At 74.7% G+C, this 13,818-nt stretch carries 8 protein-coding genes; 2 read left to right on the top strand and 6 right to left on the bottom strand.

Annotated elements, in window-relative coordinates:
• Positions 1 to 214: 214 nt before the first annotated feature.
• Both VG276_08055 and VG276_08060 read left to right on the top strand, forming a co-directional pair.
• Positions 215 to 1,423: a hypothetical protein gene (locus tag VG276_08055; GenBank protein ID HEV8649344.1), complete on the top strand. Its 1,209-nt coding sequence runs from the start codon at positions 215 to 217 to the stop codon at positions 1,421 to 1,423.
• Between the two features lie 855 nt (positions 1,424 to 2,278).
• Positions 2,279 to 2,965 (top strand): response regulator transcription factor, encoded by a 687-nt coding sequence (locus VG276_08060; GenBank protein ID HEV8649345.1) that lies wholly within the window; start codon positions 2,279 to 2,281, stop codon positions 2,963 to 2,965.
• 39 nt (positions 2,966 to 3,004) lie between these two features.
• On the opposite strand, the gene VG276_08065 is transcribed toward VG276_08060, so the two are convergent.
• The 6 genes from VG276_08065 to VG276_08090 form a co-directional block, all read right to left on the bottom strand.
• A complete protein-coding gene (locus VG276_08065; protein ID HEV8649346.1) occupies positions 3,005 to 5,563 on the bottom strand; it encodes a hypothetical protein in 2,559 nt (852 codons plus the stop codon).
• A gap of 2,156 nt (positions 5,564 to 7,719) precedes the next feature.
• Positions 7,720 to 8,217: an HIT domain-containing protein gene (locus VG276_08070; protein ID HEV8649347.1), complete on the bottom strand. Its 498-nt coding sequence runs from the start codon at positions 8,215 to 8,217 to the stop codon at positions 7,720 to 7,722.
• Positions 8,214 to 10,241 carry a threonine--tRNA ligase gene (gene thrS / locus VG276_08075; protein HEV8649348.1) on the bottom strand — a complete coding sequence of 676 codons (2,028 nt, stop codon included), beginning with the start codon at positions 10,239 to 10,241 and terminating at the stop codon, positions 8,214 to 8,216. The genes VG276_08070 and thrS overlap by 4 nt, the downstream gene beginning before the upstream one ends.
• A 314-nt stretch (positions 10,242 to 10,555) precedes the next feature.
• Entirely contained in the window at positions 10,556 to 11,944 is a 1,389-nt protein-coding gene (locus VG276_08080) for an NlpC/P60 family protein (protein ID HEV8649349.1), read from the bottom strand.
• A gap of 182 nt (positions 11,945 to 12,126) precedes the next feature.
• Positions 12,127 to 13,479, bottom strand: a complete 1,353-nt coding sequence (gene aceA, locus VG276_08085; GenBank protein HEV8649350.1) for an isocitrate lyase — start codon at positions 13,477 to 13,479, stop codon at positions 12,127 to 12,129.
• 192 nt (positions 13,480 to 13,671) lie between these two features.
• Positions 13,672 to 13,800: a hypothetical protein gene (locus tag VG276_08090; protein ID HEV8649351.1), complete on the bottom strand. Its 129-nt coding sequence runs from the start codon at positions 13,798 to 13,800 to the stop codon at positions 13,672 to 13,674.
• Positions 13,801 to 13,818: the final 18 nt, after the last annotated feature.

Genomic DNA, 13,818 nt, shown 5'->3' on the forward strand with positions numbered 1-13,818 from the left:
AGGAGTACGTCGCCCCCTGCGCGGCGGGCGGGAGACCGCCCGCCCGCCGCGCAGGGGGCGACGTCGGTGGTCATGCTGGCGAGTCCGGCCAGGGCGGGCGGCCCGCTATCGAATGGCCTGCGTACTGCCGCTACGCCGGGTGCATGCGGTGAGCCGGCGAGCGGGCGCGGTAGGTTCCCCCAAGCCTGCCGTTCGTCTCGCCGCCGGAGGTGCCGTGTCACCCCGCAGCCTCGTCCCCGTCCGGGTCACCCGGCGCACCGGGATCGCCGCGCTCGCCCTCGCCCTGGTCGCCTCCGTGCTGGCCGGGGTGGCCGTCTCCCGGGCCCGTAGCGGGTCGCCGCCCCGCCCGGCCACCGCCGGCGCATCGGCGACCACCAGCGCCGCCACCGCGGGCACCTTCCCGGACACGAGCGCGACGGCCGCCTCGACCACGGCCGCGCCGACCACCACGCGGGCCACCACGACGACCAAGGCGCCCCGGGCCGTCGCGGCCACGCCCCCGGGCACGGCACGCCCGACCGCGGTCGCCTCTCACTGCCCGGCCAGGGACGTCAGCCGGCACCGGGGGGTGGTGACCGAGCGGGTCAGCGAGTCCCACCCGCCTGACGGCCGCACCTTCGACCTGCGCGGGATGACCAGCACCGCCTACGGCAACACGACGGAGCACGCGCTCACCTTCGGGATCACCGGCGGCGACGTGACCGCGGGCGGGCTGTGCATCCTCGGTGGCGACATCCGGTCCAGCGTGAGCCTGGCGCGGACCTGGGACGACCTGAACGACAACATGAACGGCGGTGCGCTCTCCTTCGGCACCAGGTCAGGCGTTGGCGTAGTGGACGGCCTGCGGGCCGACAACGTCTTCGACGGGATCTCGGCCAAGGGCGACCCGCCCGCCCAGCTGGTCGTCCGCAACATCTGGTTCACCAACATCCGCGACGACTGCATCGAAAACGACACCCACCCGAAGAGCCTGACCGTGCGGGACTCCCTGCTCGACGGGTGCTTCGTGGGCATCTCCGAGCGGCCCGGCTCCGACGACAGCTGGAACCGGCCGACCGGGACGACCACCCTCGACCACGTGCTGCTCCGCCTGCAGCCGATGTCCTACGGCACCGGCTGCCGGTACGAGCAGGCGTGCACCGACGGGCGCGGCCACCACGTGTTCTTCAAGTGGAGCGAGACCGCCACGCCGAACGTAGTGATCCGCGACTCGGTGCTGCGCATGGACCGGTACTCGATCAACGGCCCGACCCCGATGCGGTTCCCGCCCGGCACCAGGGCGGAGCGGTCGGTCCTGGTCTGGCTCGGTCCCGGTGCCTACCCGCACCCCGTGCCCAGCGGCATGGCCGTGACCCGCGACGTGCGGGTGTGGGAGCGGGCCAAGGCCGACTGGCTCTGCCGCCACCGCCAGGGCCCCTGCTGACCCGCGCCCGCGACGGCTCGGCTGGTTCGCGGGCGGTGTCGTCTTCGGCGAGCCCGCCTCGATGCCGATCTCGACGTCGTCGGCGTGCGCCCCGACGACCAGGACCCGGTCGGTCCCCGGATCATGCATGTGCCCGGCCTCCCGGTTTCCGCCGTCTCAGTACCCCCGAGGCACCCGCGCGGCTCCAACCCGCCGACTGCGTAGTGGCGCTCACCTGCTTGTGGGACCAGGTGGGCAGGTCCGGACGATACGTGCAGCCGGAATGCCGCCAGCCGGGGCAGCGCTTCGGGGACGCAAATCGCGGGGCCGGTGCGGCGCCCCTGGCGGGCCGTTCTGCGTGTGGAAAGGTGCACGAACAAAGCCGCACGCGAAGGTGACCTCCGGCACCGGTCCGGAGCGGCCGGAGGGGGGCCAGTCGTCTCGAAGCAGCACCGCGCAACGAACATGCGGGGTCACGGAGGCGGCGGGGCTCGGAACGCCGGATGTAGCTATGCAGTACTCATGATTGGCGTGATGCGATGCGCCACCGTAGGTTGCCGGCAGCTGAGACGAAAGGTGTGGGCGTTTCGGGGGGCAGGGACCGCCCATTCGCCTCGGGGGAGTCACGCCAGTGCCAGCACCCTGTCCACGGCATGACGTCGCCTGGCTGCGGCATGCGCCGTGCCCGGGGCGACCGGCCCGGCAGCCGGCGTCGCCCTCCTCCGCCACCGCGAGCGTCCAGAACGACCCGTGGCTGGTCCGCTCGCGGGACGGCGTCGGGCCGGCGGCGAGGCGCCGCAGGTGTGCAGCCTGCCGGTGCGGGCCAGGAACGACGACGGTGGCGCGTGCGCACCACCCAGACCACAGGGGGGCAGGATGAGCACCGCGGCGATCAGGGTCGCCCTGGCAGACGACCACGAGGTCTTCGTCGAGGGACTGCGCATGGTCCTGTCGGTCGAGGACGACCTCGAGGTCGTGGCGACCGCGCCCGACGGGGGGTCCGCGCTGCGGATGCTCGACGAGCACAAGCCGGACGTCCTGGTGCTGGACGTCCACATGCCGTCCACTGACATCGAGGAGGTCGTCGCGGCGGCCCGGCGCTCGGCGCCGGCGACCCGGCTGCTCATGCTCTCGGCCGACACCCGGCCGAAGCTCGTGTCCAACCTGCTGAAGGCGGGCGCGCACGGGTTCGCCACCAAGGACGCGTCATCGCGGCAGCTCGCCGGGATCATCCGCCAGCTCGCCGAGGGGCAGGACGGCCCGGTCAGCTACCTGGCCTCGACCGAGCCGGGCGACGAGGCCGACCGGGAGGTCCGACTGCTCGTCAACAGCCTGAGCCCGCGCGAGCAGCAGATTCTCGCGCTGCTCACCGCCGGCTGGTCGAACCGGCGCATCGCCCAGGAGTGCTACCTCTCGGTCAACACCGTCCGCACCCACGTGCAGAACGTGCTCGTGAAGCTCGGGGTGCACTCCAAGCTCGAGGCGGCCGCCTTCGCGGTCCACCACGGGGTGGTGCCGCCCGGAGGCGCCGCCAGCACCGGGGTCACCGGGGTGCAGTCCTGACCGGCGGTCCTTCCCCAGTCCCGGCCCGGTCGGGGCCGCTCAGAGCCTGGGGGCGCGGTCGGCCGGCTCCGCCGCCGGCTGGGCCGGCCCGGAGGCACGGCCTTCGGAGTCGGAGGCGACCCTGCGAGCCGGCGTGGCACGGGTCGCGCGGCCGTTGGCGGCGGCCCGGTCGGGTGGCGGGAAGCCTCGGGCCGGGAAGCCAGGGGGCGGAGGCCGCCGCGGCAGCCCTGGTTCGGCAGGCGGGGGCGTGCCCCGCCCGGCCCGCAGCCGGTGCCCCACGAGCAGGGCGAGGGCGAGCAGCGCCCAGGCGCCCAGCGCGACGCCCGAGTGGACGAGCAGGCGGTCGGTCGAGCCCGCCGCCGGGTCCTCGGGCCACATAGCGGGCAGGTCGGGTACGGGCTGCGGGCGCAGCGCCTCGGCCGGAACGAGCCCGGCCTTCACCGCGACCATCCCGATGGGGGCGAGCCGGGCCGAGCCCTCCCGGTCCACCTCGATGACGACCCGCTCGAACGCCTGCCGGACGACGCCTGGCGCGGTCGGGCGCGGGCGGGAGACCGGGCTGCCGTAGCGCGCGTCCGCCGCCTGCCACACCACGGGGTCGGCGGTCTCAACGGGCGCGCCGAGGTAGAAGCGGGCGATCCTCGGGTCGGTGAGCAACTGCCGCCGCACCTGGACGCTGGCATCAGGTCCGGTCTCGGGCTGCGGCATGCCGCTCGCGGCGAGCAGCGTGGGCACGTTGTGGGCGAGTTGCGCGACCAGCCTGACCGGCCGGACCACCTTCGGGCCCCCGTCCGCACCGCCCACGGTGCCGAGGACCATCGTGTCGAATGCCTGCAGGGTCCGACCGCTCGTCCGCCACGACCGGCTGAGCGGGCGGCCGATCATGGACTTGCCGCCGATCGCCTGGTAGCCGGAGAAGAACTGGCCCGCGTCGTCGTCTACCACGGGGAAGCCGCCGCAGCTGGAGCCGACGGCGTTCTCGAACACCCCACCGGGGATCAGCAGCAGGTCCGCCACCCGGCTGGTCGACGGCTGGCTCACCTGCCACAGCTCGACGCTCCCGTGGCTCCGGCTCGGGACGGCTGCGATCGGCTTGCCCTCGGCCCGCAGCCAGCCGGCCAACCCGGCCGACATCGTCCCCCGCCCCGCGGCCACGTCGTCGGCCCGGAGCAGGAAGTAGCGGACGCCGTGGGCGAGGGCGGCCGGGCCGCTCGAGAACTCGGTCACCCGGCGCTCGTCGATCGTGAACAGGTCCGGGTCGGCCGGGCTGGACCCGTTCAGCACCGAGCAGGACGGTGTCTCGCCGGCCACAAGCTTGCTGATCCGGGCGAGCGCGTCGTCGGGCTGTCCGTAGCGCCCGCTCCAGCCCGACCCGGCGAGCACAAGCAGCCCGACCACGAGCACGGGCGCGGCCAGCGCCGAGATTCGTCCGAGCACGACGCGCCCGCCGGCGAGCCGGGCCCGGGCCGCCTCGAACCCGAGCACGACCGCGGCGGTCGCCCCCGGCAGCAGGTAGGTCATCCAGGTCTCGTCGAGGGCGCCGCCCGCGAGGAGCAGCATCCCGGCCACGGCGCCGGCCAGATTCCAGGCGAGCACGAAGAGCCGGGCGCGGTCGGACCGCCAGCGCCACAGGGCGGCCAGCGTGGGCAGGGCCAGCGCGAGCACGGCCACGGTGGCGAGGTCGCGTGGTACGGCCAGGGAGAGCGGCCTGCCGAGCGGCAGGGGCCGGTCCGGTCGTACGAGGTGGACGAGCGCGGCCAGCCGGCGCAGCAAGGCCAGGCCTGCGTCGGCACCGCCCGGGTCGGCGGTGAGTGCCCAGGCCGCGTAGGCCGACCAGAACCAGGCGCCGGTCAGCAGGGCGGCCAGCGCCCGGCCGGCGAAGGGCTCGGGTCGGCCGCGGGCGAGCACGCCGAACACCACCGGCACGACCAGCAGGACCACGGTCCGGCCGTCCGCGAGCAGGGCGACCCCCGAGGCGAGGCCGACGACCGGCACGTATACCGCTGCCGGCCGGTCGCGGAGCAGCCAGGCCAGCCAGAGGGCGAGCAGCCCGGCCAGCAGCCCCAGGGCCTCGACGGTCACCATCCGTCCGGCACCGACCAGGACCGGGTCGAGGGCGGCGACCAGGGCGGCGGCAAGGCCGACCAGGAAGCGGAGCATCCCGTCCTGCGCCGGATCGGTGAGGGCCAGCACGAGCAGCGCGAGCACCCCGATCGCCAGGGCGAGGCAGACGCTGGACACCAGCCGGCCCTGGTGGATCGATGGGACCACCTCACCGGTCGCACGCCCGGTGAGCGAGAGCCAGGCGCCGTGGAGGGCGAACGGGAGCGGAGGCTGGTCCAGCACGGGCTCACCGCGCCACGCCAGCCCGCCCGCACGGGCCACGTTGCGGGCCACCTGGACGGCGGCTGCCTCGCTGGCACTCGCGTCCGGACTGCGGTCGGCGTACAGCGCCGAGACCAGGAAGGCGACGGCGGCGACCAGGATGGCGGCGGCGACCCGCGCGAGCCCCGGGCCTGGGGCAGGCCGGCGGTCCGGAGCCCGCCGCGGCCGGGGGGCCGCCGGGTCGGTCCGGCCGGCTGCGGCTCGTGAGGGCACCACCACGCCCGGCGCGGGCGGCGCGCCCGGCGCGGGCGGCGCGCCCAGCGCGGGCGGCGTTCCCGGCGCTGCCCGTGTTCCGGGCGGCTCCGGCGTTCCCGGCGTGGCCCGTGTTCCCGGCGGGGGCGGTGTTCCCGGCGGGGGCGGTGTTCCCGGCGGGGGCGGTGTTCCCGGCGGAGGCGGTGTTCCCGGCGGAGGAGGCCAGGGATCGAGCTCGGCGGGTCGCGCGCCCGCCTCCCGGCTGGCAACGGGCGGCCAGGGCTCCAGCTCCCCGGGACGGGCTCTCCGGCTCGGCACGGACCGCGGTCCTGGTCCGGGGCGGGGCGCCGGGCCCGCCGGAGCCAGTCCTGCCCCGCCTTCGGAGCCGGTGTCCGGCGGTCCCCCTGGGGTCGGCAGGTCTGGCGGTCCCCCTGGGGTGGGCGGGCCCGGCGGTCCCCCTGGGATCGGCAGACCCGGCGTTGGCGGCAGCAGGTCGCGGCCTGGGCCGAGCCGGATCTGCCCGCCCGCCGGCCCCAGCTCTGGGTCCTGCTGCCCCTCGGACGCGCCCGAAGGCGGCGCCTGCGACCGCGTGGCAGCCTGCGGACGGGGCGGGACAGCGTCCGAGGGCCAGGCCTGCGGGCGCGCCACGTCCGATGCGTACGGCCGGACCTGCGGGCCAGGAGAGCGGGCGGCGTCGCCCGGGTCGGGCACCGGTGGCGGCGTCCCCGCGCGCTCCCCTGCCGGCCGTGACCGTGCGGGGGGCGGCGCGGGCGCCGCCCCATGGGGCGGCGCGGGCGCCGCCCCATGGGGCGGCGCGGGGGGCGGCCCATGGGGCTCCCCGGCGTGCGCCGGCAAGGTGGGCGTGAACCAGTCCGCCTCCGCCAGCCTGGACGGCCGCCTCGCGGTCGCACCGAACCAGTCGTCCACCTGCGGAACCGGTCCCTGATCCCCGGGGACAGGCCTGGGTGGAGCACCATCCTGGGAGGGGCTGGCGGCCCCAGGGGTGGACCCGGGCGGAGCGGCACCCGCTGAGGGGGGCTCCGGCGAGGGCGGCGGCACCTCCGCGGTTTGGCCGCGCCGCAACGGCGCGACGGCTCCGTGCGGAGCATCGGGTGGCGCGAGCGGAGGGACGGCCGAGGCTCCCGACTCGGCGGGGAGCCCGTCGCGTCCAGCGAGTGGCTGGTCCGGCGGCCCGGGTCCGCCGGGGGCCTCCGGCGCCGTGGAGGCCCGGGGCCACTCGGGCGCCGCGGACTGTGCGGGCGCCGGGGGCTCGGCGGGCGCTCTCGGTGCCGCGGTCATCTTCGGCGGGGCGGGGGCCTTCGGCGGCGCGGGGGCCCTCGGCGGCGCGGGCGCCTTCGGCGGGGCGGTCATCTTCGGCGCGGCGGGCGGCCTCGGCGGGCCAGGGGCCCTCGGCGGGGCGGGCGCCTTCGGCGGGCTGGGGGCCGGCCGCGGCTCACCGCGGCGGGCCGGGCCGCTGCCGGCGTTGCCCCTCCAGCGCCCACCGGCGGGGACGACCAGCTCCCTGGACAGGTCGTGGAGCTGGAAGGGGCGCCGCAGGAGCACGCAGGCCGCGTCGCCCTCGAACGAGTCGTCCTGCTCGCCGGTGAGGAGCAGGATCACGATGCGGCCGGAGAACTCCTCGCGGACCGCGGCGTACGCGTCCCACCGAGAGCCGCGTGGGAAGTCGAGCACGACCGTGTCCCGGCCCGGGTTGAGCTCGCCCGGCTGGTCGTCCGGACGCTCGAGCTGGATCACCCGGTCCTCGTCGGGGAGCAGGGTCCGCAGCGCGACGGTGAGACCGGCGTCCCGCGTGAACAGCACGATCCGCCTAGCGATACGGCCAGCCACCAACGATCACCCCCCCTCCCACCTCCGGCGCCCAGGCTGGTGAGGCCCTGAGGGACGAGGAACCGGCGGTCACCGGCTGGCCGGCGGTGGGAGGACCCGACGGGCGGGCGCCCTGGCAAGGCATCGGCGAGCTCGCACTGCGCTCCTCCATCGTCCATCGTCCTGGGGGGCGCGCTGCACGACAGCACCGCGTCCCTGGATCCGGCCGACACGCCAGCTCGCAAGGGCGCAGCATGAGACCGGTACGAACGGGGCCGTATCTTCTCCCCTAGCTCCGCCCTTGCGCCATTTCCGGTCGAAAGGTACGAAGACGTCGGGACTTCGCCGAGCTACGCGGGCGGCGCGAAGTGGGGGCGGAGCTTCTCGTAGGTCTCCTCCAGCAGCTCGGGAAGGACCTTGGTCTGGCCCACGATCGGCATGAAGTTGGTGTCCCCGCCCCAGCGCGGGACCAGGTGCAGATGGACGTGGTCGGCGACGCCCGCCCCGGCCACCTGGCCGAGGTTCATGCCCAGGTTGAAGCCGTGCGGCCCGGCCTCGGCCTTCAGCGCCCGGATGGCGGTGCCGGTCATGGCCATCAGCTCCGACAGCTCCTCAAGGGTGAGGTCGGAGTACTCGCCGACGTGGCGGAACGGCATGACCATGAGGTGGCCTGGGTTGTACGGGAACGAGTTGAGGATCGCGAACACGAGCTCGCCCCGGCCCAGGATGTGGTTGGCCCGGTCGTCGCCCTGGGCCGGCAGCTCGCAGAACACGCAGCCGCGCCCGGTGTCGTCCCCCTGGCGGATGTAGGCCATCCGCCAGGGGGTCCAGAGGCGCTCGGCCGTCACGGCGCGCCGGCCTCCGCCTCCGCAGCCTCCGCAGCTGCCTCAGCGACCGCCGCAGCCTCAGCGACCGCCGCAGCCGCAGCCGCAGCCGCCGGGGGCGGCGGAGGCAGGGTCGGCGAGGTGGCCTTGGCGTCCACCTCGGCGGTGACGTGCGCCACGAACTCGGCGAGTGGGACGCCCCGCCGCTCGGTGCCGTCCAGGATGCGGACGCTGACCGCCCCGGCCGCCTCGTCGCGGTCGCCGAGCACCAGGATGTAGGGCACTTTCGCCAGCTGGGCGTCGCGGACCTTGGCCTGCATGCGGCCGGACGAGTCGTCGATCTCGGGCCGCAGGCCGGCCGCGCGCAGGGCACCGGCCACGCTCGTCGCATACACGAGGTGGCGGTCGGCGATCGGCACGATCCGGGCCTGGACCGGCGCGAGCCAGGTCGGCAGCGCCCCGGCGTAGTGCTCGATGAGGATGCCGAGGAACCGCTCGACCGAGCCGAACAGCGCCCGGTGGATCATGAACGGGCGGTGACGGGTGTTGTCGGTGCCGGTGTACTCGATGCCGAACCGCTGCGGGAGCTGGAAGTCGACCTGGAGCGTCGCCATCTGCCAGCGCCGGCCGATGGCGTCGCGGACGTGCACGTCGATCTTTGGCGCGTAGAACGCGCCTTCACCCTCGGCGACGACATAGGGGACGCCGCTGGTGTCGAGCGCCGCGCGCAGGGCGGCCTCGGCCTCGTCCCACTCCTCCGGCGCGCCGACGAACTTCTCCGGCCGGGTGGCCAGCTCGGCCTCGAAGTCGGTGAGGCCGAAGGTCCGCAGCAACCGGAGCACGAAGTCGAGAAGGCTGGCCAGCTCGGGGCCGAGCTGTTCGCGGGTGCAGAAGATGTGGGAGTCGTCCTGGGTGAAGCCACGCGCGCGGGCGAGACCGTGGAGGACCCCTGAGCGCTCGAAGCGGTACACGGTCCCGAACTCGAACAGCCGCAGCGGCAGCTCCCGGTAGGAGCGGCCACGGGACCGGTAGATCAGGATGTGCATCGGGCAGTTCATCGGCTTCGGGTAGTAACGGGCGCCCTCCATCTCCATGGGCGGGTACATGCCCTCGGCGTACCACTGCAGGTGCCCGGAGATCTCGAACAGCGTCGACCGGGCGATGTGCGGGGTCGAGACGAAGGAGTAGCCGGCGGCCTCGTGCTCGGCCCGGGAGTAGTCCTCCATGAGCTTTCGGATGAGCCCGCCCTTGGGATGGAACACGGGCAGCCCGCTGCCGATCTCGGGCGGGAAGTGGAACAGGTCGAGCTCGACCCCGAGGCGGCGGTGGTCGCGGCGCTCGGCCTCCTCCACCCGGTGCAGGTGCTCGGCCAGGGCAGCCTCGGACTCCCACGCGGTGCCGTAGATCCGCTGGAGCTGCTGGCGCTGCTCGTCGCCGCGCCAGTAGGCGCCGGCGCTGCGCAGCAGCTTGAACGCCGGGATGGCGCGGGTGCTCGGCACGTGCGGCCCCCGGCAGAGGTCGACCCAGCCGTCGTTGCGGTAGACCGACACGGCCGGTCCGGCCCCCTCGGCCTCGTCCACCGCCTCGATGATCTCCCGCTTGTAGGGCTGGTCGGCGAACAGCCGGAGCCCCTCCTCCCGGGACAGCTCGCCGCGCCGGAAGGGCTGGCCCTCGGCGACGATCTCGCGCATGCGGGCCTCGATGCGCTCGAGATCGTCGGGGGTGAACGGCTCGGGAACGTCGAAGTCGTAGTAGAAGCCGTCCTCGATCGGCGGCCCGATCGCGTACCTGGCGCCCGGATACAGGCCGGTCACGGCCTGGGCGAGCACGTGGGCGGCGGAGTGGCGCAGGACCGCCCGACCCTCCTCGCTGGCCGCGGGCAGCGGCGCCACCGCGGCATCGTGGTCGATGCCGCGGCTGAGGTCCCAGGGCTCCCCGTCGACCAGCGCAGCGGCGGCACCCGTGGTGTCCAGCAGCTCGGCCGGGGTCGTGCCGGCAGGGACCTGCCGTACCGAGCCGTCGGGGAGCTTGACCTGGATGTCGTGCACGCGGGTGCCTCCTGCCTGGACGAATTGGCGATGGCCGATGATACGCCAGCCCTTCCGCCCGACCGTCGCGAATTTCGCCGCCTCGCAGCCGCGAGCCGGTGACGGCCCAATCTACAGAGCCTCGCCCCATCGGGGTGACATCGTCCACGGCGCGACATGGCAGGTTGAGCAGCCCTTCGGCGGGACGGGCACTGTCACCCTGGATCGCGAACGTCTGTAGGGGGGCCGGTCGTGGGGGCCGGTCGTGGGGAACCGGTCGTGGGGGGCCGTCGTGGGGGCCGGTCGTGGGGAACCGGTCGCCGGTGACCGCCCGATCAGGGGGACCCAGTCGTGGTCGGCCCGGCCACCGCCGCCGTGGTGGTGGGTGCCGCGGTGGTGGGTGCCGCCGCCGTGGTGGCGGGTGCCGCCGTGGTGGCGGGTGCCGCCGTGGTGGGCGGCACCGTCGTCGGCGGCGCCGTGGTCGTCGGCGGCTTGGTGGTCGTGGGCGGCGCGGTCGTCTTCGGCGGGGCGGTCGTCTTCGGCGGGGCCGTGGTCCTCGGCGGGGCCGTGGTCCTCGGCGGCGCGGTCGTCGGCGGCCGCGTCGTCATCGGCGGCGGCGGTGGTGGTGGTGGCGGCGGGCCGGGCGGGATGACAATCGTCGGCGGCGGCGTCACACCCGACCTGGTGACCGCGGGCACGACCCGGACCGCGCCGATGTAGCCCGACCGCCAGATCGACGCGATCTTCACGACGTCGCCGGTGTGGGGCGCATGGACCATGAGCCCGCGGCCGACGTACATGCCGACGTGGTGGATGGTGGACGGCCTCGTCACGTCGTCGGCGAAGAACACGAGGTCCCCAGGCAGCAGGCTGCCCACGTCGAGGTAGGTGCCGGCCCCCCACTGGGCGCGGGAGACCCGCGGGATGCCGATGCCGGCCGCCCGGTAGGAGGACATGGTCAGGCCCGAGCAGTCGAACCGGTCCGGCCCGCTCGCCCCCCACAGGTACGGGTCGCCGAGCTGGGCGAGGGCGTACCGGACGGCCCGCTGGGCGGCCGGTGCGGGCTGGAAGTACGCCCCGCCCAGGGCGCCCCGGCCACCCGCGCCGGCGGCGAAGAACGCGAAGGCGGCCCGGCGGGCCGACTCGTCCAGGCGCTGCGCGGCCGTCAGGGCGCCGGCGAGCTCCTGGTCCATCCCGGCCAGGGTCGCCTGGAGCTGGCCGGCCAGCGTCTTGATGCGGGCCCGCTGCGCCGTGATGCTGTCGGCGACCTTCTTCTGCTCGGCCAGGTGGGCGTCGGTCTGCGCCTTCACCGAGTCGAGGGCTGCCTTGGCCTTGCGCACGTCGTCGAGGGTGGCAACCTGTGCCTCGAGCACCGACCGCTGCAGGGGGATGCGGTTGAGGGCCTCGGCCAGGTCGGGGGAGCCGACGAACTCCGAGACCACGTTGCCCGGGCCCGCGATGTAGGTGGCCCTGGCCTGCTCGTCGAGCCGCCGCTGGGCTCGTGCCAGCTCGGCCTGGACCTCGCGCTGGCGCCGCTGCAACGCGGCGAGCTGCCGCCTCAGCCCCGCCTGGCGGTCGGTCGTCTCGTTGAGCTGCTCGGTCAGGCGCTCGATGGTGGCGTGCTGCTCGTCGAGCTGGGCTTGGACCTGCTTGGCCCTCTGGGTGAGCTGGCTCACGTCGCGGGGGACCGCGATGGCGGCGACGCCCTGCACGAGCAGGGCCATGAGCACGGTGACGACCAGGACGAGCCGAGCGCTGCGTCCCGCCGCTCCGACGCAAGGGTCTGGCGTAGCGCCGCCTTTGGACACGTTCGCCCCCTCTCGCCGGACCAGAGGGCATAGTACCCGGTTCTGCTTAGTACTGACTCCGTACAACTACGGAGGACGGTGCCGTGAGCTCCCGACGTTCAGCGCGGGCCGGGCGCGGCGGAGGTCCCCGGCGGAACCGGCCCGCTGGCCCCGCCGAACTGCTCCTGCTCGGTCGACCCGGAGAGCGCGAGGGTGGAGGCCGTGCCGGCCGAGATCACCCTGGCCACCGCGTCGAAGTACCCGGTGCCGACCTCCCGCTGGTGCCTGGTGGCCGAGTAGCCCTCCGCCTCGAGCTCGAACTCCCGCTCCTGCAGCCGGACGTAGGCGCTCATCCCCTCCTCGGCGTAGCCCAGGGCCAGCTCGAACATGGCCGCGTTGAGGGCGTGGAAGCCGGCCAGGGTGATGAACTGGAACCGGTAGCCCATGGCGCCCAGCTCCTTCTGGAACTTGGCGATGGTGTCGTCGTCGAGGTGCCGGCGCCAGTTGAACGACGGCGAGCAGTTGTAGGCGAGCAGCTTGCCTGGGAACTCGGCGTGCACCGCCTCGGCGAAGCGGCGGGCCTGCCCGAGGTCGGGGGTGGAGGTCTCGCACCAGAGCAGGTCGGCGTAGGGCGCGTAGGCGAGCGCGCGGGCGACGGCCGCCTCCTGGCCGCCCCGGACCACGTGGTAGCCCTCGGCGGTCCGCCCGCCGGTGGCGAACGCCCGGTCACGCTCGTCCACGTCGCTGGTGAGCAGGGTCGCGGCGAGCGCGTCGGTCCGCGCCACCAGGATCGTCGGCACCCCGGCCACGTCGGCGGCCAGCCGCGCGGCGGTCAGGGTCCGGATGAACTGGGCGGTCGGCACCAGCACCTTGCCGCTCAGGTGCCCGCACTTCTTCTCCGACGCCAGCTGGTCCTCGAAGTGCACCCCGGCCGCGCCGGCCGCGATCATCGAGCCCATCAGCTCGAACGCGTTGAGGGCGCCGCCGAAGCCCGCCTCGGCGTCGGCCACGACGGGCGCGAGCCACGGCGTGCCGGTCCTGCCCTCGACCCGGTCGACGTGGTCGGCGCGCAGCAGCGCGTTGTTGACCCGCCGGATGACGGCAGGGACGCTGTTGGCCGGGTACAGGCTCTGGTCGGGGTAGACCTGCTCGGCCAGGTTGGCGTCGGCCGCGACCTGCCAGCCGGACAGGTAGATGGCCTTGAGGCCGGCCTTGACCATCTGCACCGCCTGTCCGCCGGTGAGCGCCCCCAGGGCGGGCAGGTAGTCCTGGTCGTGGAGCAGCTGCCACAGCCGCTCGGCGCCGTGCCTGGCGATGGTGTGCTCGACCGGCAGCGACGGGCGCAGGCGGTCGACGTCGGCCCAGGAGTAGTCCCGGCGGATCCCCTGCCAGCGCGGGCTCGCCCCCCACGGGTCGGCCGCGGCGTCGCCCCGGTCGGCGGGCGTTGTGGTCTGCGGTGGGAGGCTTGGCACGGTGTTGCTCACATCCTTTGATTGTTCTGGTTCCGCGCTCGGGGGGCACAAAGTTCTCCTCGTTTGCGTGTCGCAAACCGAGAGCGGCGGGAGTACAGCAGGAATTTCCCGCGAGTGATCGTCGAACCGCTCGCCCCACGAGCGTCTTGGGCGGCGGAGCTGCGACGACCGGCTAGGAGGTGGGGACTCGGGTCAGTCCTGCTCGTGGTCGAGCCGGCACGCCTCCGGGCATTCGCATTCGGCCCAGGCATCGCCCACGGGCAGGTCCGGCTCGGCTACCGACCACGCTGTCGATGCATTGGCGGTCACGATCGAAGTCATGGTCCTCGGCCTCCTCCG

Source organism: Actinomycetes bacterium, assembly GCA_036000965.1.
Lineage (GTDB): Bacteria > Actinomycetota > CALGFH01 > CALGFH01 > CALGFH01 > DASYUT01.